Raw genomic sequence first — 26,573 nt, forward strand, 5'->3', positions numbered from 1 at the left:
GTGTCCCAACAGTTGCGCACCCGGCCCCCATGTGAAGCGGGCATCCGGCACAGTTGAGGACGTGTACTTTCCCCCGGGCATGATCGCCGTCGCGGTGCTGAGCGGCCTCGTCGCCGCCGGCGCCACCGCACTGCTGGTCGTCCTCGCCCGCCGGGCGGGGCGAGGGCCTGGGCAGGCCGTCGCGCTGGTCGCCGCCGCCGGGGTGTTCGCGCTGTTCAGCCTGCTGATCGGGTGGGCGGTGCCGCTCGTCGGCGGCGCGCACCTGGCCGATCAGCAGGGGCTGCGCATCGGCTGGGCCACCCTGGTCTCCGTCTGCACCGCGGTGAGCGCGTTCGCCTTCGGCGCGGGCCTGCTCCGGCTGACCGGCGCGGGGGTCACCCGGGCGGCGACGGCCCGGCTGGTGCTCGACGGCCTGATCATGGCGACCGCGCTCTGGTTCGTCGGCTGGGTGCTCCTCTCCGAGCCGACCCGGCTGCTCGCCGCCGCCATCCCGGCGGCCTGCGCGCCGATCCTGCTGGCCAGCGTCAGCGTGGCGCTCACCGCCGGGCTCACCCTGATCGTGCTCATGCGGGCCGCCGCGCCCCGCCGCCGGCTGGCCCTGCTCGGCGTCGGGATCACGGCGGTCACCTGCGGCGGGTTGGGCATCGCCGGCGGGCTCTGCCAGGACGTGCCCGGCATGCTGCTGGCCGGCATGGTCCTGCTCGCGGCCGGGCTGCTGGCCGCCGCGCTGGCCGTGCACCGGGCCGTGCACCGGGCCGCCCCGCCCGGGCAGCTCGACGTCGACCTGATCCGCCGGGACGGCGCGTACGCCTTCGTCCCGATGGGCGCGATGGCCGCCTCCGCGATGTACCACCTGCTCCAGGGCGGCCGGTTCGACGCGCTGGGCATCGTCGCCGGCAGCGTCGAGGGGTTCGCGCTGGTGGCCCGGCAGTACCTCGCCCTGCACGACGTGCGCCGGTACGCGGGCCGGCTGGCCGAGCGCGAGGCGCACTTCCGGGAGCTGGCCCACACCGACCCGCTGACCGGCCTGGCCAACCGGCGGGGGCTGCTGCGCGCCCTGCAGGACAGCGCCGGCGCCGGCGTCCCGTGCGTGCTGCTCGGCCTGGACCTGGACGGCTTCAAGAACGTCAACGACATGCGCGGGCACGACGTGGGCGACGAGGTGCTGGCCGAGGTGGGCCGGCGGTTGCGCGGCAACCTGCGCCCCGGCGACCTGGCCGCCCGGCTGGGCGGCGACGAGTTCGCGGTGCTGATGCCCGGCCGCCCGCCCGACGCCGGCCGGGTCGCCGAGCGGCTGCTCGGGCTGCTCGGCAGCCCGTACGAGCAGCCGGGCGGGCCGGTCTTCCTCTCGGTCAGCATCGGGGTGGCCGGGCAGCCCGACGAGCCGGACACCGAGCTGCTGCTGCGCCACGCCGACCTGGCCCTGCGCTACGCCAAGCAGCGCGGCAAGAACCGGATCGAGCACTACGACGTCACCTACGACGAGCTGCTGCGCCGCCGCACGACGCTGGAGCACGAGCTGCGCGGCGCGATCGAGCGCGACGAGCTGCGGTTGGTGTTCCAGCCGGTGGCGTCGCTGCCGTCGGTGCGCCCGGTGGGCGCGGAGGCGCTGCTGCGCTGGCGCCACCCGGAGCTGGGCAACGTCCGCCCGGACGAGTTCATCCCGCTGGCCGAGGAGTGCGGGATGATCGCCAAGCTCGGGGCGTGGGTGCTGCACCAGGCGTGCCACCAGCTCTCCCGCTGGCTGGCCGACGGGTACGACGTGTGGGTCTCGGTGAACGTCTCCCCCCGGGAGCTGCACGCCCCCGAGTACGTGGTCCAGGTCGCCGAGGCGCTGCGCGCCCACCGCGTGCCGCCGCAGCGGCTGGTGCTGGAGGTCACCGAGCACGCCGTCGCGACCGACCTCGACGAGCTCGTCCGGCGGCTGACCGCGCTGCGGCGCACCGGCGTCCGGATCGCCCTGGACGACTTCGGCGCGGGGTACTCGTCGCTCGGGCAGCTACGCCGGCTGCCGATCGACATCCTCAAGATCGACCACAGCCTGGTCGCCGAGCACGAGCCGGTCCGCCCCGTGGGCACCGACGGCCCGGCCTTCGCCCCGATGGTCGACATCGTCATGCGGCTGGGCCACCAGCTCGGGATGGAGGTGATCGCCGAGGGGGTGACCACCCCCACAGAGCTGGCCGCGGTGGTCGCCGCCGGTTGCCGGTGGGGGCAGGGCGCGCTCTTCGGCTGGGGGGTGCCGGGCGAGCACCTGGAGGCGATGCTGGAGGCCGCCACGTCCGCTGGCGCGCGTCCCGCCCCGGTGTCGGCACCGCCCGCCGGGCACCCCGCAGCCGTGCCGGCCCCGCCCGCGGCGGCGCGTCCGCGACGGCTGCCGACGGTGCCCGCCCAGCGCCCCGGCGGGGAGGCGTCCGCGCAGCTCGGGGCGGCCGGAACCAGCGTCCCGGAGGGCGTCGCGCCGACGTCCGTGAACCAAAATGTGGGATCAGTTGACTCATCGCGTGAGATGCGTCAGGCTTGACCGCATGTCGTCGACCTCTCTTCGAGTACTTACCTGAGCGCACTCTCCGTCGTCGAGAGTGCGCTGGCCCCGTGCATCTGCACGAGGGCCGTTTTTATTGCCGTCGGACCCATCGGCGCGGGCCCCGCCCGCGTTGCACCGCCTGAAGAGCATCAGCCACTCCAGCCGAAGGCCTGAACCGCCATGACGAGACCCACGCCAGAGACCCTCGCCCACTCAGCCCGCCGGACCCGAGCCAACGCCGAGCCGGCGACCGCCGACCAGGTCGCGCCGGGCACCCACGCCGCCGCCAGCCCGGCGGCCCCGGGGGTACGGCAGCCCGCTCAGATCTCCGGCGCCGGCTCACTCGTGCGGTCCCTGGAGGCGCTCGGCGTCGACGTCGTCTTCGGCATCCCGGGTGGGGCGATCCTCCCGGCGTACGACCCGCTCTACGACTCCACCGTCCGGCACATCCTGGTCCGGCACGAGCAGGGCGCCGGGCACGCGGCCACCGGGTACGCCCAGGCCACCGGCAAGGTCGGGGTCTGCATGGCCACCTCCGGCCCGGGCGCGACGAACCTGGTCACCCCGATCGCCGACGCGTACATGGACTCGGTGGCCGTGGTGGCGATCACCGGTCAGGTGGCCCGGCCGTCGATCGGCACGGACGCCTTCCAGGAGGCCGACATCCAGGGCATCACCCTGCCGATCACCAAGCACAACTTCCTGGTGCAGACGCCGGAGGAGATCCCGCAGGTGCTCGCCGAGGCGTTCCACCTGGCCTCGACCGGCCGCCCCGGCCCGGTGCTGGTGGACATCCCGAAGGACGTCCTTCAGGCGCAGACCACCTTCTCCTGGCCGCCGACGCTGGACCTGCCCGGGTACCGGCCGACCCTGCACCCGCACGGCAAGCAGATCCGGGAGGCTGCCCGGCTGATGAACTCGGCCCGCCGGCCGGTGCTCTACGTCGGCGGCGGGGTGCTCAAGGCCGGCGCCACGGAGGGGCTGCGCCGGCTTGCCGAGCTGACCGGAATCCCGGTGGTCACCACGCTGATGGCGCTCGGGGCGTTCCCCGACTCGCACCCGCAGCACCTGGGCATGCCGGGCATGCACGGCACCGTGTCGGCGGTCTACAGCCTGCAGAAGTCGGACCTGATCGTGGCGCTGGGCGCCCGGTTCGACGACCGGGTCACCGGCAAGCTGGACTCGTTCGCCCCGGACGCGGCCGTCGTGCACGCCGACATCGACCCGGCCGAGATCGGCAAGAACCGGCACGCGGACGTGCCGATCGTCGGCGACGCCCAGCATGTGATCGACGAGCTGATCGTCGCGGTGACCACCGAGCGGTCCGCCGTCCACCCGGCCGACCTCGGCGACTGGTGGACCCAGCTCGACGATCTGCGCAAGCGGTACCCGCTGGGCTACGAGGAGCCGACCGACGGCACCCTCTCCCCGCAGTACGTGATCGAGCGGCTCGGGAAGATCGCCGGGCCGGACGCCGTCTACGTCGCAGGCGTCGGCCAGCACCAGATGTGGGCGTCGCAGTTCATCTCGTACGAGCGGCCGGGCACCTGGCTGAACTCCGGCGGCCTCGGCACCATGGGCTACTCGGTCCCGGCCGCTATGGGGGCCAAAGTGGGCAGGCCGGACACGGTGGTCTGGGCGGTGGACGGCGACGGCTGCTTCCAGATGACCAACCAGGAGCTGGCGACCTGCGCGCTGGAGGGCATCCCGGTCAAGATCGCCGTGATCAACAACGGCAACCTCGGCATGGTCCGGCAGTGGCAGACGCTGTTCTACAACGAGCGGTACTCGAACACCGAGCTGGGCACCCACAAGCACCGCATCCCGGATTTCGTCAAGCTCGCCGAGGCGCTCGGCTGCGTCGGCCTGCGCTGCGAGAGCGCGGCCGACGTGGATTCCACCATCGAGGCGGCGATGGCGATCAACGACGCACCCGTCGTGATCGACTTCGTGGTCGGCAAGGACGCGATGGTCTGGCCGATGGTGGCCGCCGGCACCAGCAACGACGAGATCATGTTCGCTCGCGGCGTCCGCCCGACCTTCGACGAGGACGATATTTAATGAACCTGCACACCCTGTCCGTGCTCGTGGAGAACAAGCCGGGCGTCCTGGCCCGGGTCTCCGGGCTGTTCTCCCGGCGCGGCTTCAACATCGACAGCCTCGCCGTCGGCGAGACCGAGAACCCGGACGTCTCCCGGATCACCATCGTGGTCAACGCCGAGTCGTCCCCCCTGGAGCAGGTCACCAAGCAGCTCAACAAGCTGGTCAACGTGCTCAAGATCGTCGAGCTGGACCCGCAGGTCTCGGTCGCCCGGGAACTGCTGCTGGTCAAGGTCCGCGCCGACCGGGCCACCCGTGGCCAGGTGCTGGAGACGGTCAACCTGTTCCGCGCCCGGGTGGTCGACGTCGCACCCGACACGCTGACGATCGAGGCCACCGGCACCCCCGACAAGCTGGACGCGCTGCTGCGCGACCTCGAATCGTTCGGGATCAAGGAGATGGTCCAGTCCGGCACGGTGGCGATCGGGCGCGGCTCGCGTTCGATCACCGCCGGCCCGGCCCTGCGGGCCGCCTGAACCCCTTACCCGCCACACCAACCGCACAAGCCACGACGGGCCGCCCGGGCCGCCGTACGAAAGGGAAGTCAATGAGCGTTGAGGTGTACTACGACGACGATGCCGACCTGGGCCTGATCCAGGCCAAGAAGGTGGCGGTGATCGGGTACGGCAGCCAGGGCCACGCCCACGCGCTGTCGCTGCGGGACTCCGGCGTCGACGTGGTGATCGGCCTGCCGGCGGGCTCGAAGAGCCGGCCCAAGGCCGAGGAGCAGGGCCTGCGGGTGCTCACCCCGGCGGAGGCTGCGGCCGAGGCCGACGTGATCATGATCCTGGCCCCGGACACCGCGCAGCGTGACCTCTACACGGAGGCCATCGCGCCGAACCTGGCCCCCGGCAAGGCCATCCTCTTTGGCCACGGCTTCAACATCCGGTACGACCTGATCAAGCCGCCGGCCGACGTGGACGTCGCGATGGTCGCCCCGAAGGGCCCGGGTCACCTGGTCCGCCGCCAGTACGTCGACGGCAAGGGCGTGCCCTGCCTGGTCGCCGTCGAGCAGGACGCCAGCGGCGACGCGTTCGCGCTGGCCCTGTCGTACGCCAAGGGCATCGGCGGCACCCGGGCCGGCGCGATCCGGACCACGTTCAAGGAGGAGACGGAGACCGACCTGTTCGGCGAGCAGGCGGTGCTCTGCGGCGGCGCGGCGGCCCTGGTGCAGACCGGGTTCGAGGTGCTCACCGAGGCCGGCTACGCCCCCGAGGTGGCCTACTTCGAGTGCCTGCACGAGCTGAAGCTCATCGTCGACCTGATGTACGAGGGCGGCATCGCCAAGATGCGCTACAGCATCTCCGACACCGCCGAGTACGGCGACCTGTCCCGGGGCCCGCGCGTCGTCGACAGCCGGACCAAGGAGGAGATGCGCAAGATCCTCTCCGAGATCCAGTCCGGCGAGTTCGCCCGCGAGTGGGTGGCCGAGGACGAGGCGGGCCGGCCGAACTTCGCCAAGTGGCGGGCCGAGGGCGCGGCGCACCCGATCGAGGAGACCGGTCAGAAGCTGCGGTCCATGATGAGCTGGGTCGACCGGCCGATCACCGAGACCGCCTGAGCCCTGCCACCAGCGGCGACCCGTCCGACGCCCACCCGGCGTCGGGCGGGTCGCCGCTGGTGTTTCCCGCCCGGTACCCCACTGACATGTCGGGTTTGTGAGGGCCCTCACCCCATGGTCCGGGGCACGCCGGCCGGCCCGCGCCCTACGATCGCGGGTAGGTGCGTAGCCGGCACCTGACGGCCATGGCACGACTCGGCGCAGGGCGCAGCGCGGCGCCCCGACGTCCCGGCCGACCGCCACACGACCTCTACGAGGACCGATGACTCCTGTCGTACTGATCGCCGAAGAACTCGCCCCCGCCGCCATCGAGGTGCTCGCCCACGACTTCGACGTCCGTCACGTCGACGGCACCGACCGCCAGGCCCTGCTCTCCGCGCTCTCCGAGGCCGACGCGGTGATCGTGCGCAGCGCCACGCAGATCGACGCCGAGGCGATCGCCGCCGCCCCGCGGCTGAAGGTGGTCGCCCGGGCCGGCGTGGGTCTGGACAACGTCGAGGTTCCGGCCGCCACCGCGCGGGGCGTCATGGTGGTCAACGCCCCCACCTCCAACATCGTCTCCGCCGCCGAGCAGGCCGTCGCGCTGCTGCTGGCCGTGGCCCGCAACACCGCCAGCGCCAGCGCCGCGCTGAAGGCCGGCGAGTGGAAGCGGTCGAAGTACACCGGCGTCGAGGTGCAGGGCAAGACCGTGGGCGTGGTCGGCCTCGGCCGGATCGGGGTGCTCTTCGCGTCCCGGATCGCCGCCTTCGGCACCCGGCTGATCGCGTACGACCCGTACATCCAGCCGGCCCGCGCGGCGCAGCTCGGGGTGCGCCTGGTCGGGCTGGAGGAGCTGCTGCGGGAGAGCGACTTCATCTCGATCCACCTGCCGAAGACCCCGGAGACCGTGGGCCTGATCGGCGAGAAGGAGCTGGCGATCGTCAAGCCGGGGGTGCGGATCGTCAACGCCGCCCGCGGTGGGCTGATCGACGAGCAGGCCCTCGCCGACGCGCTCGCCGAGGGCCGGGTCGGCGGCGCCGGCGTCGACGTGTACATCAAGGAGCCGTGCACCTCCTCGCCGCTGTTCGCCTTCGACAACGTGGTGGCCACCCCGCACCTGGGCGCCTCCACCGCCGAGGCGCAGGACAAGGCCGGCCTGGCCGTGGCCCGGAGCGTGAAGCTGGCGTTGCAGGGCGAGTTCGTGCCGGACGCGGTCAACGTGCAGGCCGGCGGCGTCGTCGCCGAGGACGTCCGCCCGCTGCTGCCGCTGGCCGAGAAGCTCGGCCGGGCGTTCACCGCCGTGGCCGGCGGGGTGGCCGCCAGCGTCACCGTCGAGGTGCGCGGGGGGGTCGTCAACCACGACGTCTCGGTGCTGAAGCTCGCGGCCACCAAGGGGCTGTTCAGCTCCGTGGTCGAGGAGCAGGTCACCTACGTCAACGCGCCGCACCTGGCCGCCGAGCGTGGTGTCGAGGTCAACCTCGCCAGCCAGGCCGACACCGCCGAGCACCCGACGCTGGTGACCGTCCGTGGCGCGCTGCCGGACGGCCGCACGGTCAGCGTCTCCGGCACGGTCGCCCACGCCGGCGCCCGGGACGTCCCCAAGCTCACCGAGGTCGACGGCTTCGACGTGGAGATCGGCGCGGAGGGCATCCTGCTCTTCCTGCGCTACGCGGACCGGCCGGGCGTGGTCGGCACCGTCGGCACCCTGCTCGGCGAGGCCGGCATCAACATCGCGGCGATGCAGGTGGCCCGCCGGGAGGCCGGCGGCGAGACGCTGATGACCCTCACGGTCGACCAGGCGCTCGGCGCGGACCTGCTCACCTCGGCGGCCGACTCGATCGGCGCGACCTCGGCCAGCGCCGCCGACCTGCGCGACGAGTAGGCCCGCCCAGGAACCGGGTGACACGACGTCCACCCAGGACGGATCGGGGGCCCGGCCGAAAGGCCGGGCCCCTCGCCGTCGACGGGTCAGCGGCGCGCGGGGGCGGGTGGCGGGTAGACCGAGCCGTCCTGGTAGTCGAACAGCATCAGGTTGCACTCGCCGGCCAGCCGCTCGATGTCGAGCAGCACCTGGTCCTCGCAGGCCGGGTTGAGGTTCATCTCGATGTGGTCGTTGGCCGCGTGCAGGGGCGCGACCTCCCACGGGGAACCCGGGCCCGCCGGCCGGTCCGGATAGCGGGCGGTCATCGCCCGGTAGAAGGCGACGACCCGCGGGTCCGGGTAGCGGTCGTCGTGCTGCCCCTGTCGGCACCGTTGCACCGCTGCCCGCACGTCCATGGGCGTGGCCCCGTCCGGGAGGGCCCACACGCTCAGATCGAAACTCACGGCGGACAGCGTGCCATCCCGGGCCGGGGAAGTCACCGCGACCCCGCCGCAGGTCAGTCGCGAAACTTCCGATCGTCCTCCGGAGACGGTCCGCTGTGGAGACTCTTGCGTCGAGTTGCGTCGATTCGCTAGCGTACTCGTGCGGTCACTGGTTGAGTTCGGCGTCGGCCCGTCTTCGGGTGGCGCGGTCGAGGTCCGCCCCGGCCCGGGTCCGCACCCCTCGATTGCGCGAGCCACGCGCACTCGTCGCTGACCGGCCCCCACGGCCGTTGCCGAGACCGTGGGGGCCGATCGCGGGTCGCCCACGGCCGGGATGCGAAAGGCCGGCCGCCGAGGGTGGCCCGGGGCCTCAGCGGTGGCGGTGCGCGAACAGCGCCCGGTAGTCCGACCCGTTGCGGAACCATTCCAGCCCCGCCGGGCCCGCGGCGTAGAGCGCGGTGGCGTAGGCGTCGGCCACCGCCAGGTCCGGCCCGATCACCGTGGCGGCGTCGAGCTGGTCGGCGGGCTCCCCGGTGTGCGGGTCGACCACGTGTCCCCGCCGCCCGGTCACCCCGGAGGTGCCCACCGCGCCGGCCGTCATCTCCAGCACGAGAGGTGCCCGGCGGGTGTCGGTCGGGTGGTGCACGGCCACCCGCCACGGGCCGCCGTGCGCCGCGTGCCCGCGTACCACCAGGTCGGCGCCGGCGAGCACGGCGTAGTCGTGGATGCCGGCGGCGCGCAGCCGGGCCGCGGCCCGCTCCACCGCCCAGCCGCCGAGCAGGCCGCCCGGGTCGAAGCCGCCGGGCACCGCCCACGCGTCGAACCAGCCGTCGGTCGCCGCCCGCATGGCGGCGCACCGGTCCACGAGGTCGGCCAGCGGCGGGTACGACTCGGGGCTGATCTCCCCCCGGCGCAGCCGGGAGACGAGGCTGTCGCGCCGGTTCGGGCCGTAGGTGAGGTCGATGGCGCGCAGCTCGGCGACGGCGTCGGCGAGCGCCTCGCTCACCCCCCGCCGGCCCAGCCAGCTCGGGGCGTTGAGCAGCAGCGAGTACTCGGCCGTGCTGGTCTGGACGGTGTGCTGCACGGCGATCCGGTCGACGGCGGTGCCACCGGCCCGGTCGAGGCGGTGGCTGCGGCTGCCCAGGCGCAGGTCGGGGCGGCGGCTGGCGAAGGCCGACTGGTCCACCCAGCGGGTGCGGGGCTGCTCGTCGACCCACCGGTGCCGAGGCTGCTCGTCGATCCGCATCACAGTCGCTCCTTCGCTGACGGCGCCCCAGCGCCGCGACGAATTTCGTCCGGGCCCCCGTGACCCGTTCGCCATAGACCCTAAGCAGCGAAGTTGACCACACCATGAATCTCACCTGGGAGCCTGCTGTGCGTCCAATTTCCCAGCATGCGGAAGCGCCGTACCGGGAGGCGGGACAGAGTCGTACGGTTGCCGAAGACGACGAGGTAGGGAGCTCACGACGTGGCACGGATCGCGGTGGTGGCCGGGGACGGGATCGGACCCGAGGTGGTTGCGCAGGCCCTCAAGGTCGTCGACGCCGTGCTCCCTGGGGTGGAGACCACCGCGTACGACCTCGGCGCGGCCCGCTACCACCGCACCGGCGAGGTGCTGCCGGACTCCGTCCTGACCGAGCTGGCCGGGCACGACGCGATCCTGCTCGGCGCGGTCGGCGACCCGACCGTCCCGCCGGGCGTGCTGGAGCGCGGCCTGCTGCTCAAGCTCCGGTTCGCCTTCGACCAGTACGTCAACCTGCGCCCGTCGCGGCTGTGGCCCGGCGTGGCCGGCCCGCTGGCCACCGTCAAGCCCGGCGAGGTCGACCTGGTCGTGGTCCGGGAGGGCACCGAGGGGCTCTACGCCGGCGCGGGCGGCTCGCTGCACCGGGACACCCCGGCCGAGGTGGCCACCGAGGAGAGCCTGAACACCCGGCACGGGGTGGAGCGGGTCATCCGCGACGCGTTCGCCCGGGCGTCCCGCCGCGAGCGGCGCAAGGTCACCCTCGTGCACAAGACCAACGTGCTGACCCACGCCGGGTCGCTGTGGGCCCGCGCCTTCGCGGCCGTGGCCGCCGAGCACCCGGACGTGGCCACGGAGTACCAGCACGTCGACGCCGCCGCGATGTTCCTGGTCACCCAGCCCCAGCGGTACGACGTGGTGGTCACCGACAACCTCTTCGGCGACATCCTCACCGACATCGCCGCCGCGGTCACCGGCGGCATCGGGCTGGCCGCCAGCGGCTGCATCAACCCCACCGGTGCGTACCCGTCGATGTTCGAGCCGGTGCACGGATCCGCGCCGGACATCGCCGGCCAGGGCGTCGCCGACCCGGTGGCCGCCGTGCTCTCCGCCGCCCTGCTGCTCGACCAGCTCGGGCACGCCGACGCCGCGGCCCGGGTGACCGCCGCCGTCGGCGCGGAGCTGGCCGGCCGCGCCCAGGGCGTACCGCTGCGCACCGCCGAGGTGGGCGACCGCCTCGCCGCGCACGCGGTGGCCTGACGGCGGGCCAGCCCCGCCCCGACGCCCCGGGAAAGGGTGTCCCACCAGCCGGAACGCCCGTCCGGGGCAGCCGTACCGCCGGCACGCGGCTACCCGCTGAACGACCGTTCGGGGTAAGTTGCTGGCACCAGTGAATCCGGCGTGCGGTCCCGTGCGCCGTCGTCTCAGGGAGGACCGCGCGATGAGCGGTGGTGACATGCTCGACTTCGAGATCCGTCCGAATCCCACGCCGGTATCCGCTGTGGACCGGGCCGCCCTGCTCGTGAACCCGGGCTTCGGCCGGGTCTTCACCGACCACATGGTCACCATCCGGTACGCGGACGGAAAGGGCTGGTACGACGCCCGGATCGAGGCGCGCGCGCCGATCCCGATGGACCCGGCCGCCGCGGTGCTGCACTACGCGCAGGAGATCTTCGAGGGCCTGAAGGTCTACCGCACCGGCGACGGCGCGGTGACCATGTTCCGTCCGGAGGCCAACGCCGCCCGGTTCGCCGACTCGGCCCGCCGGATGGCGATGCCGCAGCTGCCGCCGGAGACGTTCGTCGAGTCGCTGCGCCGACTGGTCGAGATCGACCGGGAGTGGATCCCCGAGGGCGACGGGAGCAGCCTCTACCTGCGACCGATCATGTTCGCCAGCGAGGTCTTCCTCGGCGTCCGTCCGGCCAACGAATACCTCTACGTGGTCATCGCCTCCCCGGCGGGGGCGTACTTCTCCGGCGGGGTCAAGCCGGTGACGGTGTGGGTGTCGCCGGACTACACCCGGGCGGCCCCGGGCGGCACCGGCGCGGCCAAGTGCGGCGGCAACTACGCCGCCTCGCTGGCCGCCCAGGCCGAGGCGATCGAGGCCGGCTGCGACCAGGTGGTCTTCCTCGACGCCGTGGAGCGCCGCTTCGTCGAGGAGTTGGGCGGGATGAACGTATTCTTCGTCTACGACGACGGCACCCTGGTCACCCCGCCGCTGACCGGCACCATCCTGCCGGGCATCACCCGCGACGCGATCCTCACCCTGGCCGCCGAGGCCGGCCACCGGGTCGAGGAGCGGCCGGTCAGCCTCGCCGACTGGCAGGCCGACGCGGCCAGCGGTCGGCTGCGTGAGGCCTTCGCCTGCGGCACCGCGGCCGTGGTCACGCCGATCGGCCGGGTCCGCTTCTCCGACGGCGAGTTCCTCGTCGGCGGCGGCGAGCCGGGCCGGGTGACCACCGACCTGCACCGGCGGCTGGTGGACGTCCAGCGCGGCCGGGTCGCCGACCCGCACGGCTGGGTCACCCGGGTCCTCTGAGCACCGGCTGCACCGCCCGGGGCGCCAGTCGCCCCGGGCGGCTTGCCCCACCGCGCCCGGCGCCCGTCGTCACCTCACCTCGCCGGGCCGGGGGAGCGGCCGGGACGGAGGTCAGTCCAGCAGGTGGTCGCGGAGGGCGGTGAGCTGGGCGTCGGTGACGCCCGCGTGCCGCAGGTACCCCTCGACGGAGCCGTGTCCCGCGCGCAGCTCGGTCAGGAACAGCGACATCGCCTCGGCCGGGGACGCCAGGAACGGCGCGGGGAGTTCCTCGGCCTCGGGGGTGGTGGCGGCCACCCAGGCGCTGAACCGCGCCGACGCCTCCGTGCTCAGCGCGTAGTCGGCGGCGATGTCGGCGTCGCTCACGCCGAGCGCCGAGAGGGTCAGCGCGCAGACGATGCCGGTGCGGTCCTTGCCGGCCACGCAGTGCACGACGACCGGGGCGGCGGCGCTGTCGGCGATCAGCCCGACCGCCTCGGCCAGCCCGGCGGCGCCGGTCCCGGCGAGGTCGGCGTACCGGTCGGCGAGGTAGCGGGCCAGGCTTGAGCCGGGCTCGTACTGCGACTCCGTCCACGGGGTGTGCTCCGGGTGGATGTGCCGGTAGGCGAGCCCGTCCAGCTCCGGCACCCGGCCGTCCCGGGCCACCTCGTACGGCCGGCGCAGGTCGATCACGGTGCGGACGCCGAGGGCGACGAAGGCGTCCCGGTCGGCACCGTCGATCCGGTGTGGCGAGTCCGAGCGGTAGAGCCGTCCCCAGGCGACGGTGTGCCCGTCGCCCGCCGGGTAGCCGCCGACATCGCGGAAGTTGAACATCGCGGAGAAGGGAATCCTGCGGTTTACCTCGATCGCGTCCACCCTGACACGGTAGCGGCCGGTGGGGGTCAACCCCACCGGCCGTGACGGTGAACCGAGTCCCGCCGGCCGGGCCGGCGGCCCCGCTCAGCGGGCGGTGCCCGGGGGCAGGTTGCCGTAGCTCTCGTCGTAGTAGCCGCCGAGCTTGTCCCGGTACGCCGGGTCGCTGTGGCCGTCCTCGTCGTACTCGGGTGCGGCCTTGATCTGGTCCTTGTCGCGGTCGACGTGCACCTTGCGCTCGTCGTGGTCGACGTGGTTGACCGTGCCGGCCGGCAGCATGACCTTCTTGCCGAAGATCCACGGGCCGGTGTCGACCACGAGGTAGCTGCTGCCGACCTCGTGACTCGCGCGGTCGATCTTGCCGATGCTGCCGTCGGTGGCCTCGACCTTGTAGCCGACCAGGTCGGCGTCGGCCGCCGACGCCCGGTCGCGGTAGCTCCACGGGTCGAACGCGCCGGCGGGGGCGCCGCCGGCGATCGAGCCCTGCCCGCCGTGGATCGAGGGCTCCGGCGTGCCGGGTGTGGTGTGCGGATCGAGCCTGTCCATGGGGTGCTCCTGCCTCGACTGTCGTAGTCGTCTCGGAGAGGGGGTGTTCTCGTGTCCGAAATACACCTACCCAGCCCGGTCGGCCCCTACACGCGCACTGCCGGAAACGCCGATTCCGCCGGCACCGCGGTCACGGCGTCGGCGGAATCGGGTTGGACGGCTCAGGCCAGCGCGGCCTGCGCGTCGAGGGCCACCGCGGCGGCGTGCACCACGGCGGCGATCCGCAGCCCCTCGTGCACCTGCTCGCGGGTGAAGCCGGCCCCGCGCAGCGTCTTCTCGTGCGACTCCAGGCAGACCCCGCAGCCGGTGATGGCCGAGACGGCGAGGCACCAGAGCTCGAAGTCGCCCTTCTCCACACCCGGCCGGGCGATGATCTGCATCCGCAGCCGGGCCGGCATAGACGCGTACTGGTCGTCGCCGATGAGGTGCTTGGCCCGGTAGTAGACGTTGTTCATCGCCATGATCGTGGCGGCGCCCTTGGCCGCCTCGATCGCCTCGGGGGTGAGGTGGGTGACCGCCTCGGCGGCGATCTCCCGAAGCACCACCGGGTTGCGTGCCGCGACGGCGCAGGCCAGCGCGGTACCCCAGGCCTGCTCCGGCTTCAGCGTCGAGGCGCCGACGGTGGAGCCGAGGTTGAGCTTGATGTCCTTGGCGTACTCCGGCAGGGCTGCCTTGATCGCGTCGAGGCCCATCGTCAGGCCCCGGCGCCGGCGAGCAGCTTGGTGGCGTCGAGGGTGTCGCCGCCCTTGTTCCAGTTGCATGGGCACAGCTCGTCGGTCTGCAGCGCGTCGAGCACCCGCAGCACCTCGGAGACGTTCCGGCCGACCGAGCCGGCGGTCACCATGGCGAACTGGATCTCGTTGTCCGGGTCGACGATGAAGGTGGCGCGCTGCGCCACGCCGTCCTCGCCGAGCACGCCGCAGTCGGCGGTCAGCTCGCGCTTGATGTCGCTGAGCATGGGGAAGGGCAGCTCGCGCAGGTCCGGGTGGTCCTTGCGCCAGGCGTAGTGGACGAACTCGTTGTCCACCGACACGCCGAGCACCTGGGCGTCCCGGTCGGCGAACTCGCCGTTCAGCCGGCCGAACTCGGCGATCTCCGTCGGGCAGATGAAGGTGAAGTCCTTCGGCCAGAAGAAGACCACCCGCCACTTGCCCTGGTGCGACTTGTGGTTGATCGACTCGAACGCGTTGTCGGCGTCGAGAGACACGCAGGCGGTGAGTTCGTACTCGGGAAAGCGGTCACCGACGGTGAGCACGGGGTCCTCCTTGGCGGCGGCACGAGGCCGGTATCTGGATCTGTTCCAGATACTGCCGCAGCGGTGTTTCGGCTTGATAGCGGCCGGGTGACTTGTGAACCCGATCACCGGCGGCGGGTTCTACCCGGCAGGCGGGAGCGGATGAGGTATCGCAACCCTGTGTCACCGTCCCGCCATGTGGATTGTGCCTCCCAAAACCGTGGGGCGGGTGGCAGAGTGGCGTTCGTGACCAGCAGCGTCGTCATTATCGGCACCTAGCGCGCCCGGCCTCCCCTCCGCCGAGCGCGCAGACCTCCCGCATCCGCGGGGGGTCTTTTTGTTGGTCCCGCCCCGTCCCGCCCCGTCCCGTCACACCGCCCCGCCCCAAACCGCCCCGCCGCCCCGTCCCGCCCGCGCCCGAGAGGACTCCCCATGACGTTCCAGGTCTACGACACGACGCTGCGCGACGGCGCCCAGCGAGAGGGGCTCACCTACTCGGTGGTCGACAAGCTGGCCGTCGCCCGGCTGCTCGACGAGTTCGGGGTCGGCTTCATCGAGGGGGGCTGGCCGGGCGCCGTGCCGAAGGACACCGAGTTCTTCCGCCGGGCCCGCACCGAGCTGGACCTGAAGCACGCCCAGCTCGTCGCGTTCGGGGCGACCCGCAAGGCCGGCGTCGCGGTGGCCGCCGACCCGCAGGTCCGGGCGCTGCTGGACGCGCGGACCCCGGCCGTCGCGTTGGTCGCCAAGGCCGACCTGCGGCACGTCGAGCGGGCGCTGCGCACCACCGCCGCCGAGAACCTGGCGATGATCCGGGACACCGTTACGCACCTCGTCGCCGAGGGGCGGCGGGTCTTCGTCGACGGCGAGCACTTCTTCGACGGCTACCGGCACGACCCGGCGTACGGGGCGGCGGTGGTCCAGACCGCGCTGGCCGCCGGCGCCGAGGTGATGGTGCTCTGCGACACCAACGGCGGGATGCTGCCCTCCCAGGTGACCGCCGCGATCGCCGACCTGGTCGCGCGGACCGGGGTCGATCCCGGGCGGCTCGGCATGCACGCCCAGAACGACACCGCCTGCGCGGTGGCCAACACCATCGCGGCCGTCGAGGCCGGCGTCCGTCACGTGCAGGGCACCGCCAACGGGTACGGCGAGCGCCCCGGCAACGCCGACATCTTCGCCGTCGTCGCCAACCTCCAGCTCAAGCTCGGGCTGCCGGTCCTACCGGAGGGCTGCCTGGAGCAGATGGTGCGGGTCTCCCACGCCATCGCCGAGATCGCCAACATCGCCCCCGACACCCACCAGGCGTATGCCGGGGCCGCCGCCTTCGCCCACAAGGCGGGGCTGCACGCGAGCGCGATCAAGGTGGATCCGCTGCTCTACAACCACGTGGACCCACTCGTGGTGGGCAACGACATGCGGATCCTGATCACCGAGATGGCCGGCCGGGCCAGCGTCGAGCTCAAGAGCCGCGAGCTGGGCCTGGACCTGGCCGGCCATCCGGAGACCCTGTCGAGGGTGACCAGCCGGGTGAAGGAGCTGGAGGCCGAGGGCTGGTCGTTCGAGGCCGCCGACGCCTCCTTCGAGCTGCTGGTCCGCTCCGAGCTGCCCGGCGCCGCGCCGACCCGGCCGTTCGCCCTGGAGTCGTACCGGGTGATCGTCGAGCACCGGGAGGACGGCGCGGTGGTGTCCGAGGCCACCGTCAAGATCCGGGTACGCGGCGAGCGGGTGATCGCCACCGCCGAGGGCAACGGCCCGATCAACGCCCTCGACGAGGCGCTGCGGGTCGGCCTGTGCCGGCACTACCCGGAGCTGCGCGACTTCGAGCTGGCCGACTACAAGGTGCGCATCCTGGAGGGCAGCCACGGCACCGGCGCGGTCACCCGGGTGCTGGTGGAGACCGCGGACGGGACGGGCCGGGACTGGACGACCGTCGGCGTGCACCCCAACGTGGTCGAGGCGTCCTGGCACGCCCTCGTCGACGCGCTCACCTACGGCCTGGACCGCGCCCACGTCTGAGCGGGGGCGTCGTGCCGACGCGCAGGGGCCGCCCGCTCACCCGCCCTCGGGCACCCGCAGCCCCGCCAGAACCGCGCGGTGGTCGCTGCCCGGCAGCGGGTGCACCGCCACCGACCGGACGGCGATCCGCCGGTCCACCAGCACGTGGTCGATCGTCACCGGCGGGATCAGGTCACCGTCGTAGGGGCCCCAGGTGCCGGTGAGCCCGGCGCCGGCGGCGTCGGCCGCGTCGGCGTACCCGGTCGCCAGCAGGGCGCGCAGCGGCGCGTGGTCGAGGGTGGCGTTGAAGTCCCCGGCGAGGATCGACAGCCCCGCCGCCGGGGTGGCCGCCGGCTGCGTCTCCAGGTCGGCACGCCAGGACCCGGCCTGGTCGATCGCGTACGGGGCCGCCGGGTGGGCCGACTCGATCCGCACCGGCGGCCCGCCCGGCGGCGTCACCGTGCCGTACGCCTGGCTGAAGCCCCAGCCGCCGCGGTTCTGCCGGATCCCGCCCCCGGCGATCGGGAAGCGGGCGTAGAGGCCCGAGCCGGTGGTGCCCACCTGCGGGTTGAGCTGCCGGTGGGGCAGCAGGCCGGCCAGGCCCAGCCGGTCCAGCTCGGTCGCCGCGTCCGGGGTGAACTCCTGCACGGTCAGCACGTCGACCCGGTGCGCGCGGACCAGGTCCACCACGGTGCGGGCGTCGGCCGCGCCGGCCAGCAGGTTGGCGGTGAGCAGCCGCAGCTCCGGCCCCTGCGCGGCGGGCTGCCCGCCGGGCAACGCCCGGGGCGCGACCGCCCCGATCAGCGCCACCGCGACCAGGGCCGCGACCGCCGCCGGCCAGCGGCGCCGCAGGGCGAGCGCGAGCAGCAGCGGCACGGGCGTCCAGGCCGCCACGTACGGGGTGAAGGCGACCGCCTGCACGAGCGGGCCCCGTTCCAGGCCGGTCAGCCGGACCGCCGCCCAGGCCAGCCCCGGCACCACGGCCAGCCAGCAGAGCCACCCGCGGGTCCGGACGCCCCGGTCGAATCCGGGCGGGGCCTTCTCGGACGTGTTCACGGCGACACGCTAACGCTTCCGCCGGGTGCCCGGCGTCCCGGCCCCTTTCGTGAATTGTCCAGCGCTCACGTTTCGCAATTCCCCGATCGCCTGAACAAATCTGAAACGCCGCAGCATTCTATTGACCAGGCACTTTTCTCGGTGCTAGTTTCCACCTGGTTCCAGCCCTGGCGCTCTCGGTGGTAATGGCTGCTCAGAGGTTGTCCGGTGGGCCGCTCTTCCGGCATCGTCAATATGTCGGCGGCGGCTGTGCCGACGCTTTTCCGAAGCACCGATCGGGCTCGGAAGCAATCCGACTCGTTGCCTGACGAGCCGGTCGTTTCGACACGGTCAACAAAAGGGGAACCTGTCATGGCGAGATTCATTTCCGGTAGGGCGGTCGCGGTCACGTTCGGCGTGCTGGCGCTGACGCTGGCCGGTGGCGGCTTCGCCGCCGCCCAGGCGACGACGGCGAAGCCCGTGGCCCAGACCGGGCAGCCGGGTGCCCGCCCCGTCGCGTCGGTGGGCCAGCCGACGGTGACGCCGGCCGAGGCGGCCCAGGCCAAGGCGGCGATGCGGGACGGCGTGAGCCCGTCGTTCGTGGCCGGCTCCGCCTCCTTCGCGGTGGTCAGCAGCGCCGGCGTGCTGCTCCGGGGGCACGACTCGGTCTCCGCGACCAGGTACGGCCCCGGCCAGTACCAGGTCATCTTCAACCACAGCCTGGTCCGGGGCGGGTACGTGGCCAACATCGGCGATGCCGCCAACTGCTGCGTCCCGCCGGCCGGCGAGGTCTCGGTCGCGCCGCGGCTCGGCACGCCGAACGGGGTGTTCGTGCAGACGGTCGACTCGACCGGCGCCCCGTCGGACCGGCCCTTCCACCTGGCGGTGTTCACCCCCTGATCCCGTGCCGTCCGACGACGCCGGCCCCGGTGGGCCGGCGTCGTCGCGTCCGCTACCGGACCCGGGACGTGTTTCGCGGCGGATGGCGACGGTCGCCCCGGTCAGGGGGACAAAGGGCCCCCGAGTGGCGTAATTTCCGACGTTTGCCGGACCGCCGCCCGGGAAGCAAGCACCGTGACGGACATCTCGGACACCCTGGCCAGCCTGCCCAGCCCGGTCGATCCCGATCCGACCGGCGCCGAGCTGCAACAGACGCTCTTCGAGGTCAAACGCGTGATCGTCGGGCAGGATCGGCTCGTCGAACGCCTGCTCACCGCGCTGCTCGCGAACGGCCACTGCCTGCTGGAGGGCGTCCCCGGCGTGGCCAAGACGCTCGCCGCGCACACCCTCGCCACCGTGGTCGGCGGAACCTTCTCCCGGATCCAGTTCACCCCGGACCTGGTGCCCTCCGACATCGTCGGCACCCGCATCTACCGGGCCTCGAAGGAGAGCTTCGACGTCGAACTCGGCCCGATCATGGCCAACCTGCTGCTCGCCGACGAGATCAACCGCGCTCCGGCCAAGGTGCAGTCCGCGCTGCTCGAAGCGATGGCCGAGCGGCAGGTCACCATCGGCGGGCGGAGCTGGCCCGTCCCCGACCCGTTCCTGGTGCTCGCCACCCAGAACCCGATCGAGTCCGAGGGGGTGTACCAGCTCCCCGAGGCGCAGCGCGACCGGTTCCTCCTCAAGATCGTCGTGGACTACCCGGGTGACGCCGACGAGTTGGCCATCCTCTACCGGATGAGCGCCGGCCGGCCGAGCCCGCGCCCGGTTCTCGACCCCGGCCGGCTGCGCGCGCTCCAGCGCCGGGCCGGCGACGTCTTCGTGCACCACGCCCTCGCCGAGTACGTCGTCCGGCTGATCCTGGCCACCCGCGACCCGGGCCGGTTCGGGCTGCCCGAGATCGCGCCGTTGCTGGCGTACGGGGCCAGCCCCCGGGCCACCCTGGGCCTGGTCGCCGCCGCCCGGGCCCAGGCACTGCTGCGCGGCCGGGACCACGTGCTGCCCGAGGACGTCCGGGAACTGGCGGTGGACGTCCTCGCCCACCGGCTGGTGCTCTCCTTCGACGCGGTCGCCGACGGGGTCTCCGCCGAGGCGGTGGTGCGCCGGCTGGTCGAGGCGGTGCCGCCGCCCCGGATCGCCACCCACCACACCGGGTACGCCACCGACCTGGCGGCGGCGTGAGGGGCCCCGCCGTCCCGCCCGCGCGGGGCGGGACCACGCGGTCGTCGACCGGGGCCACGCCCGCGTCGAACGGGACCCCGTCGACGTGGAGCGGGGCGACGCCGGCCGGCCCGACCCCGGCCGATCCGACTCTGGCCGACCCGACTCTGGCCGACCTCGCGCCCGCCGGGCGGCTGCGCCGGTTGGAGCTGACCGTCACCCGCCGCCTGGACGGGCTGCTGCACGGCCAGCACCGCGGGCTGCTGCCCGGCCCGGGCAGCGAGGTCGCCGGCAGCCGCGAGTACCGGCCGGGCGAGGACGAGGTGCGCCGGATGGACTGGGCCGTCACCGCCCGGACCACCGTCCCGCACGTCCGCGAGGTCGACGCCGACCGGGAGCTGACCACCTGGCTGCTGGTGGACGCCAGCCCCAGCATGGAGTACGGCACCGCCGACCTGGACAAGCGCGAGCTGGCGGTGGCCGCGGTGGCGGCGGTCGGCTTCCTCACCGCCGGCTCCGGCAACCGGCTCGGCGCCCAACTGCTGGCCCCGGACGGGCTGCGCCGGTTCCCCGCCCGCAGCGGCCGGATCCACCTGCTCGGGCTGCTCCGGGCTCTGCTGTCCGCGCCGCGCGTCGGCGGGTACGAACCGGACACCGCGCCGCTGGCGCCCCCGGACCTGACCGACGGGCTGGCGGCGGTGGGGCGGGTCGCCGCCCGCCGGGGCCTGGTCGTGGTGGTCTCCGACTTCCTCGACGGGCTGCCCGACGACCCGGCGGCCCCGCCGCCCTGGGAGGTGCCGCTGCGCCGGCTCGCCGTGCGGCACCAGGTGCTCGCCGTGCAGGTGACCGACCCGCGTGAGCTGGAGCTGCCGGACGTCGGCCTGATTACCCTGGTCGACCCGGAGACCGGCCGGCGGCGGGAGGTGTGGACCGGCGACTCCCGGCTGCGCGAGCGGTATGCCGAGGCCGCCGCCGCCCAACGCGACCAGATCAGCCAGGCGCTGCGCCGGTGCGGGGCGGGCCATCTGCCGCTACGCACCGACCGGGACTGGTGCGCCGACATCGTCCGGCACGTGCACGCCCAGCGCCGGCTCGCCCTGGCACCGGCGGCGAGCGGGGGCGCCCCGGCGCGGGGGCCGGGCGGGACACCGGGGCTGGGCGCGGCACGGGGGCTGGGCGCGGCGCGGGGAGGTGCCGCGTGAGCTGGCAGTCACCCGCCCGGCTCTGGCTGCTGCTCGGGGTCGCCGCCCTGGCCGCCGGCTACCTGCTGGCCCAGCGCCGCCGCAGCCGGTACGCCGTCCGCTTCACCAACCTGCGGCTGCTCGACCGGGTCGCCCCACACCGCCCCGCGTGGCGCCGACACCTGCCGGCCGGCCTCTTCCTGGCCATGTTGGCGCTGCTGGTGGTGGGCTTCGCCCGCCCCCACGACGAGGTGCGGGTGCCCCGGGAACGGGCCACCGTCATGGTGGCCGTGGACGTGTCCACCTCGATGCTCGCCTCCGACGTCGAACCGGACCGGCTCAGCGCGGCCAAGCACGCCGCCCGGCGGTTCGTCGACGGCCTGCCCGACGAGTTCAACGTGGGGCTCGTCGCGTTCGCCGGCAGCGCGGCGGTGCTGGTGCCGCCCGGCACCGACCGGGAGGCCCTGCACGAGGGGATCGACCGCCTCGCCGAGGGCGCCACCGGCGTGCAGGGCACCGCCATCGGGGAGGCGATCAACACCTCGCTCGGCGCGGTGAAGGGGCTGGACAGCCAGGCGGCCAAGCAGCCACCGCCGGCCCGGATCATCCTGCTCTCCGACGGGGCGAACACCTCCGGCATGGACCCGATGGAGGCCGCCGCCGAGGCGGTCGGGGCGAAGGTGCCGGTGCACACCATCTCGTTCGGCACCCCGTCCGGGTTCGTCGACCGGGGCGGCCGACCCATCCAGGTGCCGGTGGACGGGCAGACCCTCAGGGCGGTCGCCGACTCCACCGGGGGCGGCTTCCACGAGGCGACCAGCAGCGCGGAGCTGCGGGCGGTCTACGACGACATCGGCACCTCGGTCGGCTACCGCCGGGAACGGCAGGACGTCTCCGCCCGGTTCATCGGGCTCGGGCTGGTCCTGGCGATGGGGGCCGCGGCGGGGTCGATGCGGTGGTTCTCCCGGCTGCCCTGAACGCGTCAGGACCCGGCCCGTCGGCACGCCGACCCCTCCGGGTTCCCGAGACGGACATCCGCGGTGACAAGGACGTGAGGAGCGCACGCATGGCAGTGCAGACCGGACTGGGCGAGCCGCGCGGACCGTGGTTCGTCTCGCCCGAACTCGACCCGGACGGATGGGGCCGGTGGGACGTACCCGGTCCGGAGGGGGGTGGCCGGCGGCGCGGCTGGCGGGACCGGCTGCTGGCCGCGGCCGGGGTGGTGGCCCTGTCCACCCTGTCCGGCGCGGCGGCCGGCCTGTGGGTCGCCGACCAGGCCGGCGCGCCGGGCCCGGCGGCGGCGTCGGCGGCGCCCGTGCCGGCCGAGCTGGTCACCGCCGCCGAGCGGACCGTGCCGGGCGTGGTGTCGGTGCTGGTCGGGGGCGGCTCCGGCGCCGGGGCGACCGGCTCCGGGTTCGCCATCGACGACCAGCAGCACCTGATCACCAACGACCACATCCTGGCCAAGGGCGGCGGGGGAGCGATCACGGTGGAGCTGCCGGACGGCCGACGCTTCCCCGCCGAGGTCGTCGGCCGGGAGCCGGGCAGCGACCTGGCCGTGCTCCGGGTGCCCCCGGACGCCGGTTTGGCCCCGCTGCCGCTGGCCAAGCCGGGCGCCACCAGGGTCGGCGAGCCGGTGCTCGCCGTCGGTTCCCCGCTCGGGCTGGCCGGCACCGTCACCGCGGGCATCGTCAGCGCGCTCGATCGCCAGGTGCGGCTCGGCACCAACCGGCACCGGGCGGTGCAGACCGACGCGTCGATCAACCCGGGCAACTCCGGCGGCCCGCTGGTCAACGCCCGGGGCGAGGTGGTCGGGGTGAACACCGCCATCGCCACCATCGACGGCAGCGGCTCGATCGGCATCGGCTTCGCCATCCCGATCGACCAGGTGCAGCAGACCGCCGACACCATCATCGGCAAGGGCGGCTGAGCCGAGCATCCCCCGGGTCCCTCGACGCCACCACGCCCGACCACGGGCGCGGGCGGGGCGCTAGCCTCGTGGCGTGGACGACGGACTGCGGGTGACCGACCGGCTGGTGGTGCCGGGAGCCGAGCTGCGCGAACGGTTCTCCCGTTCGTCGGGCCCGGGCGGGCAGGGCGTCAACACCACCGACTCGCGGGTGGAGCTGAGCTTCGACGTGGCCGGCTCGCCGACCCTGCCGGAGCCACTACGCACCCGGGCGCTGCAACGCCTGGCCGGCCGGCTCGTCGACGGGGTGATCACCATCGCCGCGAGCGAACACCGGGCCCAGCTCGCCAACCGGGAGGCCGCCCGGGAGCGGATGGCGGCGCTGCTGCGCGAGGCGGTGGCCCCGCCGCCCCCGCCGCGTCGCCCGACCCGCCCGTCGCGGCGCGCCAAGGAGCGTCGCCTCACCGACAAGAAGCGCCAGTCCCAGCGCAAGCGCGACCGCCGGGCCGACGACGACTGACAGCCCCGGCGCAGGCCTGCGGCGTCGCGTTGATCGGCTGGGCGTTCCCGGCGTAGCCAGGGTGCCGCGTGGATCGGCGGTGACCGTCCCCGGGCGGAAATCGGAGGCGGCGCGGCGGGGCCGGCCGTAGCGTGCCGGGACGTGAGCACGCCACCGACGCCCGACTTCTCCGTCAAGCCGACCCTCACCGGAGATCGCGTGGTCCTGCGCCCGTTCGTCGACGACGACGTGGCGGCCCTCCGCGCCGCGGTGACCGACCCCGAGGTCCGCCGGCTGACCGGCAGCTCGCCCGACGAATTCGACGAGCAGCGGCTGCGCGACTGGTACGGCAGCCGCAACGCGCAGACCGACCGGCTCGACCTGGCCGTGGTCGACCGGGCCACCGGCGACTGCGTCGGCGAGGTCGTCCTCAACGACCGGGACGAGTGGAACCGCGCCTGCAACTTCCGCACCCTGTTCGCCGCGTCCGGCCGGAACCGGGGACTTGGCACCGAGGCGGTGCGGCTGGTCGTCGGGTACGGCTTCGAGCGGCTCGGCCTGCACCGGATCTCGCTGGAGGTGTTCGCCTTCAACCCCCGGGCCCGCCGGGTCTACGAGAAGGTCGGCTTCGTCGCCGAGGGGGTGCTGCGCCAGGTGCTGCGCGACGGCGACGACTGGGTGGACGCCACGGTGATGTCGATCCTCGCCCCCGAGTGGGCCACGCATCGCGGTCACCCCTGACCCGGGCCGCGCCCCGGCCGGGTCGGCGTGGAGCGACCCGGGGCCGGCGGGTGCCGGCATGCGGGAGGGCATTGAGGGGGAGCCGGCGATCTGGTGGAATGGCTCCGGGAGCAACCGGGCCGTCACCGACCGTACGACGTCACGTGACAGGAGCCCCCTCACCATGCTTCGAAGGCCAATCGTTCCGGCTCTGCTCGCCGCCCTCGCGGCCGTCTCCCTCACCCTGCTGACCGGGCTGTTCGCCGCCACGCCCACCCTTCCGGCGTCCGCCGCGCCGGCCGCCGCCGCGCCGGTACGGATCATGCCGCTCGGCGACTCGATCACCGGCTCGCCCGGTTGTTGGCGGTCCCTCCTCTGGAACCGCCTCCAGTCCACCGGCCACACGAACATCGACTTCGTCGGCACGCTCGGCCCGCAGGGCTGCGGGCAGGCGTACGACGGTGACAACGAGGGCCACGGCGGGTATCTGGTGACGAACGTCGCCAACCAGAACCTGCTGCCCGGGTGGCTCTCCGCCACCCACCCCGACATCGTGCTCATGCACTTCGCCACCAACGACGTGTGGAGCAACATCGCGCCGGCGACCATCCTGGCCGCCCACTCGAAGCTGGTGGACCAGATGCGGGCCAGCAACCCGGCGATGCGGGTGATCGTCGCGAAGATCATTCCGATGGCCCCGGCCAGCTGCGCCGAGTGCGGGCAGCGGGTGGTCGCGTTCAACGGCGCGGTCGACGGCTGGGCGGCGGGGAAGACCACCGCGCAGTCCCCGATCGTGGTCGTCGACCAGTGGACGGGCTTCAGCACCGCCACCGACACGTACGACGGGGTGCACCCCAACGCCGCCGGCGACCAGAAGATGTCGGACCGCTGGTACCCGGCGCTGGCCGCCGCGCTCTCCGGCACCACCCCCACCCCCACCCCGACCCCGACCCCGACGAGCACGCCGACGCCGACGCCCACCGTCACGCCCACGGCGGGGCCGACCTCGGGGGTCGGCTGCACGGCCGGCTACCGGATCGTCGGGCAGTGGCAGGGCGGCTTCCAGGGCGAGGTGACCGTCCGCAACACCGGGACCGCCCGGACGGTCGGCTGGACGGTCGGCTTCACCCTCCCCGGCGGCCAGCGGATCAGCCAGACGTGGAACGCCGAGCTGACCCAGCAGACCGGTGGCGCGGTCACCGCCCGCAACGTGAGCTGGAACGGGGCGCTCGCCCCGGGCGTGGAGGCCACCTTCGGCTTCCTCGGCAGCAGCACCGCCGCGCCTACCGTCCCCACCCTGAGCTGCACGGCGAGCTGAGGCCGGGAGGTTGAGCAGGGGCCCCGGCCGCGCCACGGGCGTCGGGAGGGGCCTCTCCGCTCAGCCGAGCGCGGCGAGCAGCCGGGCGCGCAGGACGGCGGCCCGCTCGGCGAACCCGCGCTGCGCGGCGGCGTACTCGGCGCGGCCCTCCGGCGTCTCCACCCGTACCGGCGGGTACCCGAGCGCGGCCAGGTCGTACGGGCTGGCCCGCATGTCCAGCGCGCGGATCTCCCGGGCCAGGGCGAAGCCGTCGGCCACCAGCTCCGAGCAGATCAGCGGGGACAGCTTGTACGCCCACTTGTAGAGGTCCATGTTGGCGTGTAGACAGCCCGGCTGCTCCAGGTCGTGCTGGCTCTCCCGGGTCGGGGCGAGCAGGTTCAGCGGCCGGGCCGGCGCGGTGAAGAACCGGTACGCGTCGAAGTGGCTGCACCGCACGCCCCGCTCCTCGACCACGGCTGCCGTCTCCGCCGGGCTGAGCCGCAGCGGCCACGCGTTGTGGCGTACCTCCTCCTGGGTCTGCCGGTAGACCATCGCCCACTCGTGCATTCCGAAGCAGCCCAGGTGCGCCGGCCGGCCGGCGGTCGCCGCGAGAAGGGCGCGGATCCAGTCCACCGAGCCGGCCCGCCGGGCGCGTACCGGATCGGTGTCGAGGGTGAGCCCGGCGGCGGTGGCCCGGTAGTCCGGGCCGAACTCGGTCGGGTCCGCGCCGCGCAGCACCACCCCCGCCCCGGGATGCCAGCGGCGGAGCTGGGCGGGGCGGTGCGAGTAGTAGGTGAAGAGGAAGTCCTCCACCGGGTGCTTCGCGCCGGTGCGGCGGCGGGCCAGGTGCGGGGCCAGCCACCCGTCGACCCGCTCCTCGTGGACGCGCCGCCGGGCCTGCCAGTCGGCCAGGTGCAGCGGTGCGGCGGGGACGAGGGCTGCGGTCACCGCCCCA

General features: G+C 73.9%; 24 protein-coding genes. 16 read left to right on the forward strand and 8 right to left on the reverse strand.

From position 1 onward, the window contains the following. The first annotated feature begins 61 nt into the window (after window positions 1-61). From GVV04_RS12605 to serA, 5 genes are all read left to right on the forward strand, one after another. Complete coding sequence (locus GVV04_RS12605) at window positions 62-2,524, forward strand: putative bifunctional diguanylate cyclase/phosphodiesterase (RefSeq protein ID WP_161687751.1); 2,463 nt, start codon at window positions 62-64, stop codon at window positions 2,522-2,524. A gap of 183 nt (window positions 2,525-2,707) precedes the next feature. Beyond that, a complete protein-coding gene (locus GVV04_RS12610; RefSeq protein ID WP_161687753.1) occupies window positions 2,708-4,588 on the forward strand; it encodes an acetolactate synthase large subunit in 1,881 nt (626 codons plus the stop codon). Further along, a complete protein-coding gene (gene ilvN, locus GVV04_RS12615) occupies window positions 4,588-5,103 on the forward strand; it encodes an acetolactate synthase small subunit (protein ID WP_161687755.1) in 516 nt (171 codons plus the stop codon). The genes GVV04_RS12610 and ilvN overlap by 1 nt, the downstream gene beginning before the upstream one ends. Window positions 5,104-5,174: 71 nt before the next feature. Next, on the forward strand, window positions 5,175-6,188 hold the full coding sequence (gene ilvC, locus GVV04_RS12620) for a ketol-acid reductoisomerase (protein WP_161687757.1): 1,014 nt from the start codon (window positions 5,175-5,177) through the stop codon (window positions 6,186-6,188). A gap of 262 nt (window positions 6,189-6,450) precedes the next feature. Continuing rightward, window positions 6,451-8,049, forward strand: a complete 1,599-nt coding sequence (serA, locus tag GVV04_RS12625; protein WP_161687759.1) for a phosphoglycerate dehydrogenase — start codon at window positions 6,451-6,453, stop codon at window positions 8,047-8,049. A gap of 86 nt (window positions 8,050-8,135) precedes the next feature. On the opposite strand, the gene GVV04_RS12630 is transcribed toward serA, so the two are convergent. After that, complete coding sequence (locus tag GVV04_RS12630; protein ID WP_328822339.1) at window positions 8,136-8,492, reverse strand: hypothetical protein; 357 nt, start codon at window positions 8,490-8,492, stop codon at window positions 8,136-8,138. Between the two features lie 349 nt (window positions 8,493-8,841). After that, window positions 8,842-9,717 carry an FAD:protein FMN transferase gene (locus tag GVV04_RS12635; protein ID WP_161687763.1) on the reverse strand — a complete coding sequence of 292 codons (876 nt, stop codon included), beginning with the start codon at window positions 9,715-9,717 and terminating at the stop codon, window positions 8,842-8,844. A 222-nt stretch (window positions 9,718-9,939) separates the two neighbouring features. Between GVV04_RS12635 and GVV04_RS12640 the strand changes: the two genes are divergently transcribed. Both GVV04_RS12640 and GVV04_RS12645 read left to right on the forward strand, forming a co-directional pair. Then, a complete protein-coding gene (locus tag GVV04_RS12640) occupies window positions 9,940-10,971 on the forward strand; it encodes a 3-isopropylmalate dehydrogenase (RefSeq protein WP_161687765.1) in 1,032 nt (343 codons plus the stop codon). A 181-nt stretch (window positions 10,972-11,152) separates the two neighbouring features. After that, window positions 11,153-12,250, forward strand: a complete 1,098-nt coding sequence (locus tag GVV04_RS12645) for a branched-chain amino acid aminotransferase (protein WP_161687767.1) — start codon at window positions 11,153-11,155, stop codon at window positions 12,248-12,250. 111 nt (window positions 12,251-12,361) lie between these two features. Here the strand turns inward: GVV04_RS12645 and GVV04_RS12650 are convergent, their stop codons facing one another. The 4 genes from GVV04_RS12650 to GVV04_RS12665 all read right to left on the reverse strand — a co-directional run bounded on the left by GVV04_RS12650 (window position 12,362) and on the right by GVV04_RS12665 (window position 14,900). Further along, window positions 12,362-13,132, reverse strand: coding sequence for a tyrosine-protein phosphatase (locus GVV04_RS12650; protein WP_161688390.1), 771 nt, complete (start codon window positions 13,130-13,132; stop codon window positions 12,362-12,364). A gap of 54 nt (window positions 13,133-13,186) precedes the next feature. Continuing rightward, entirely contained in the window at window positions 13,187-13,645 is a 459-nt protein-coding gene (locus GVV04_RS12655; RefSeq protein ID WP_161687769.1) for a PRC-barrel domain-containing protein, read from the reverse strand. 161 nt (window positions 13,646-13,806) lie between these two features. Continuing rightward, entirely contained in the window at window positions 13,807-14,337 is a 531-nt protein-coding gene (locus GVV04_RS12660; RefSeq protein ID WP_161687771.1) for a carboxymuconolactone decarboxylase family protein, read from the reverse strand. A gap of 2 nt (window positions 14,338-14,339) precedes the next feature. After that, entirely contained in the window at window positions 14,340-14,900 is a 561-nt protein-coding gene (locus GVV04_RS12665) for a peroxiredoxin (protein ID WP_161687773.1), read from the reverse strand. Between the two features lie 411 nt (window positions 14,901-15,311). On the opposite strand from GVV04_RS12665, the gene cimA reads away from it, so the two are divergent. After that, window positions 15,312-16,895, forward strand: a complete 1,584-nt coding sequence (gene cimA, locus GVV04_RS12670; RefSeq protein ID WP_161687775.1) for a citramalate synthase — start codon at window positions 15,312-15,314, stop codon at window positions 16,893-16,895. 36 nt (window positions 16,896-16,931) lie between these two features. On the opposite strand, the gene GVV04_RS12675 is transcribed toward cimA, so the two are convergent. Continuing rightward, on the reverse strand, window positions 16,932-17,861 hold the full coding sequence (locus GVV04_RS12675) for an endonuclease/exonuclease/phosphatase family protein (protein ID WP_201753456.1): 930 nt from the start codon (window positions 17,859-17,861) through the stop codon (window positions 16,932-16,934). 420 nt (window positions 17,862-18,281) lie between these two features. On the opposite strand from GVV04_RS12675, the gene GVV04_RS12680 reads away from it, so the two are divergent. From GVV04_RS12680 to GVV04_RS12715, 8 genes are all read left to right on the forward strand, one after another. Then, entirely contained in the window at window positions 18,282-18,809 is a 528-nt protein-coding gene (locus GVV04_RS12680) for a hypothetical protein (protein WP_161687779.1), read from the forward strand. Between the two features lie 174 nt (window positions 18,810-18,983). Beyond that, complete coding sequence (locus GVV04_RS12685) at window positions 18,984-20,033, forward strand: AAA family ATPase (protein WP_161687780.1); 1,050 nt, start codon at window positions 18,984-18,986, stop codon at window positions 20,031-20,033. 131 nt (window positions 20,034-20,164) lie between these two features. Further along, window positions 20,165-21,214 (forward strand): DUF58 domain-containing protein, encoded by a 1,050-nt coding sequence (locus GVV04_RS12690; RefSeq protein WP_161688392.1) that lies wholly within the window; start codon window positions 20,165-20,167, stop codon window positions 21,212-21,214. Further along, entirely contained in the window at window positions 21,211-22,170 is a 960-nt protein-coding gene (locus tag GVV04_RS12695; protein ID WP_161687782.1) for a VWA domain-containing protein, read from the forward strand. The genes GVV04_RS12690 and GVV04_RS12695 overlap by 4 nt, the downstream gene beginning before the upstream one ends. Before the next feature lie 89 nt (window positions 22,171-22,259). Beyond that, window positions 22,260-23,123 (forward strand): S1C family serine protease, encoded by an 864-nt coding sequence (locus GVV04_RS12700; RefSeq protein ID WP_161687784.1) that lies wholly within the window; start codon window positions 22,260-22,262, stop codon window positions 23,121-23,123. A gap of 73 nt (window positions 23,124-23,196) precedes the next feature. Next, window positions 23,197-23,622, forward strand: a complete 426-nt coding sequence (gene arfB, locus GVV04_RS12705) for an alternative ribosome rescue aminoacyl-tRNA hydrolase ArfB (protein ID WP_161687786.1) — start codon at window positions 23,197-23,199, stop codon at window positions 23,620-23,622. A 141-nt stretch (window positions 23,623-23,763) separates the two neighbouring features. Continuing rightward, complete coding sequence (locus GVV04_RS12710; protein ID WP_161687788.1) at window positions 23,764-24,342, forward strand: GNAT family N-acetyltransferase; 579 nt, start codon at window positions 23,764-23,766, stop codon at window positions 24,340-24,342. Between the two features lie 163 nt (window positions 24,343-24,505). Continuing rightward, window positions 24,506-25,639 (forward strand): cellulose binding domain-containing protein, encoded by a 1,134-nt coding sequence (locus tag GVV04_RS12715; RefSeq protein WP_161687790.1) that lies wholly within the window; start codon window positions 24,506-24,508, stop codon window positions 25,637-25,639. A gap of 60 nt (window positions 25,640-25,699) precedes the next feature. Here GVV04_RS12715 and GVV04_RS12720 read toward each other — a convergent pair whose 3' ends face one another. Then, a complete protein-coding gene (locus tag GVV04_RS12720) occupies window positions 25,700-26,566 on the reverse strand; it encodes a 3-methyladenine DNA glycosylase (protein ID WP_161687791.1) in 867 nt (288 codons plus the stop codon). Window positions 26,567-26,573: the final 7 nt, after the last annotated feature.

It is taken from the genome of Micromonospora rubida (assembly GCF_009908295.1).
In the GTDB taxonomy this organism is placed as follows: Bacteria; Actinomycetota; Actinomycetes; order Mycobacteriales; family Micromonosporaceae; genus Micromonospora; species Micromonospora rubida.

Coding starts and splice junctions, on each gene's coding strand:
- GVV04_RS12610 (WP_161687753.1), top strand. CDS start 2,708: ATGACGAGACCCACGCCAGAGACCCTCGCCCACTCAGCCCGCCGGACC.
- ilvN (WP_161687755.1), top strand. CDS start 4,588: ATGAACCTGCACACCCTGTCCGTGCTCGTGGAGAACAAGCCGGGCGTC.
- ilvC (WP_161687757.1), top strand. CDS start 5,175: ATGAGCGTTGAGGTGTACTACGACGACGATGCCGACCTGGGCCTGATC.
- serA (WP_161687759.1), top strand. CDS start 6,451: ATGACTCCTGTCGTACTGATCGCCGAAGAACTCGCCCCCGCCGCCATC.
- GVV04_RS12635 (WP_161687763.1), bottom strand. CDS start 9,717: ATGCGGATCGACGAGCAGCCTCGGCACCGGTGGGTCGACGAGCAGCCC.
- GVV04_RS12645 (WP_161687767.1), top strand. CDS start 11,153: ATGAGCGGTGGTGACATGCTCGACTTCGAGATCCGTCCGAATCCCACG.
- GVV04_RS12655 (WP_161687769.1), bottom strand. CDS start 13,645: ATGGACAGGCTCGATCCGCACACCACACCCGGCACGCCGGAGCCCTCG.
- GVV04_RS12660 (WP_161687771.1), bottom strand. CDS start 14,337: ATGGGCCTCGACGCGATCAAGGCAGCCCTGCCGGAGTACGCCAAGGAC.
- cimA (WP_161687775.1), top strand. CDS start 15,312: ATGACGTTCCAGGTCTACGACACGACGCTGCGCGACGGCGCCCAGCGA.
- GVV04_RS12680 (WP_161687779.1), top strand. CDS start 18,282: ATGGCGAGATTCATTTCCGGTAGGGCGGTCGCGGTCACGTTCGGCGTG.
- GVV04_RS12700 (WP_161687784.1), top strand. CDS start 22,260: ATGGCAGTGCAGACCGGACTGGGCGAGCCGCGCGGACCGTGGTTCGTC.
- GVV04_RS12715 (WP_161687790.1), top strand. CDS start 24,506: ATGCTTCGAAGGCCAATCGTTCCGGCTCTGCTCGCCGCCCTCGCGGCC.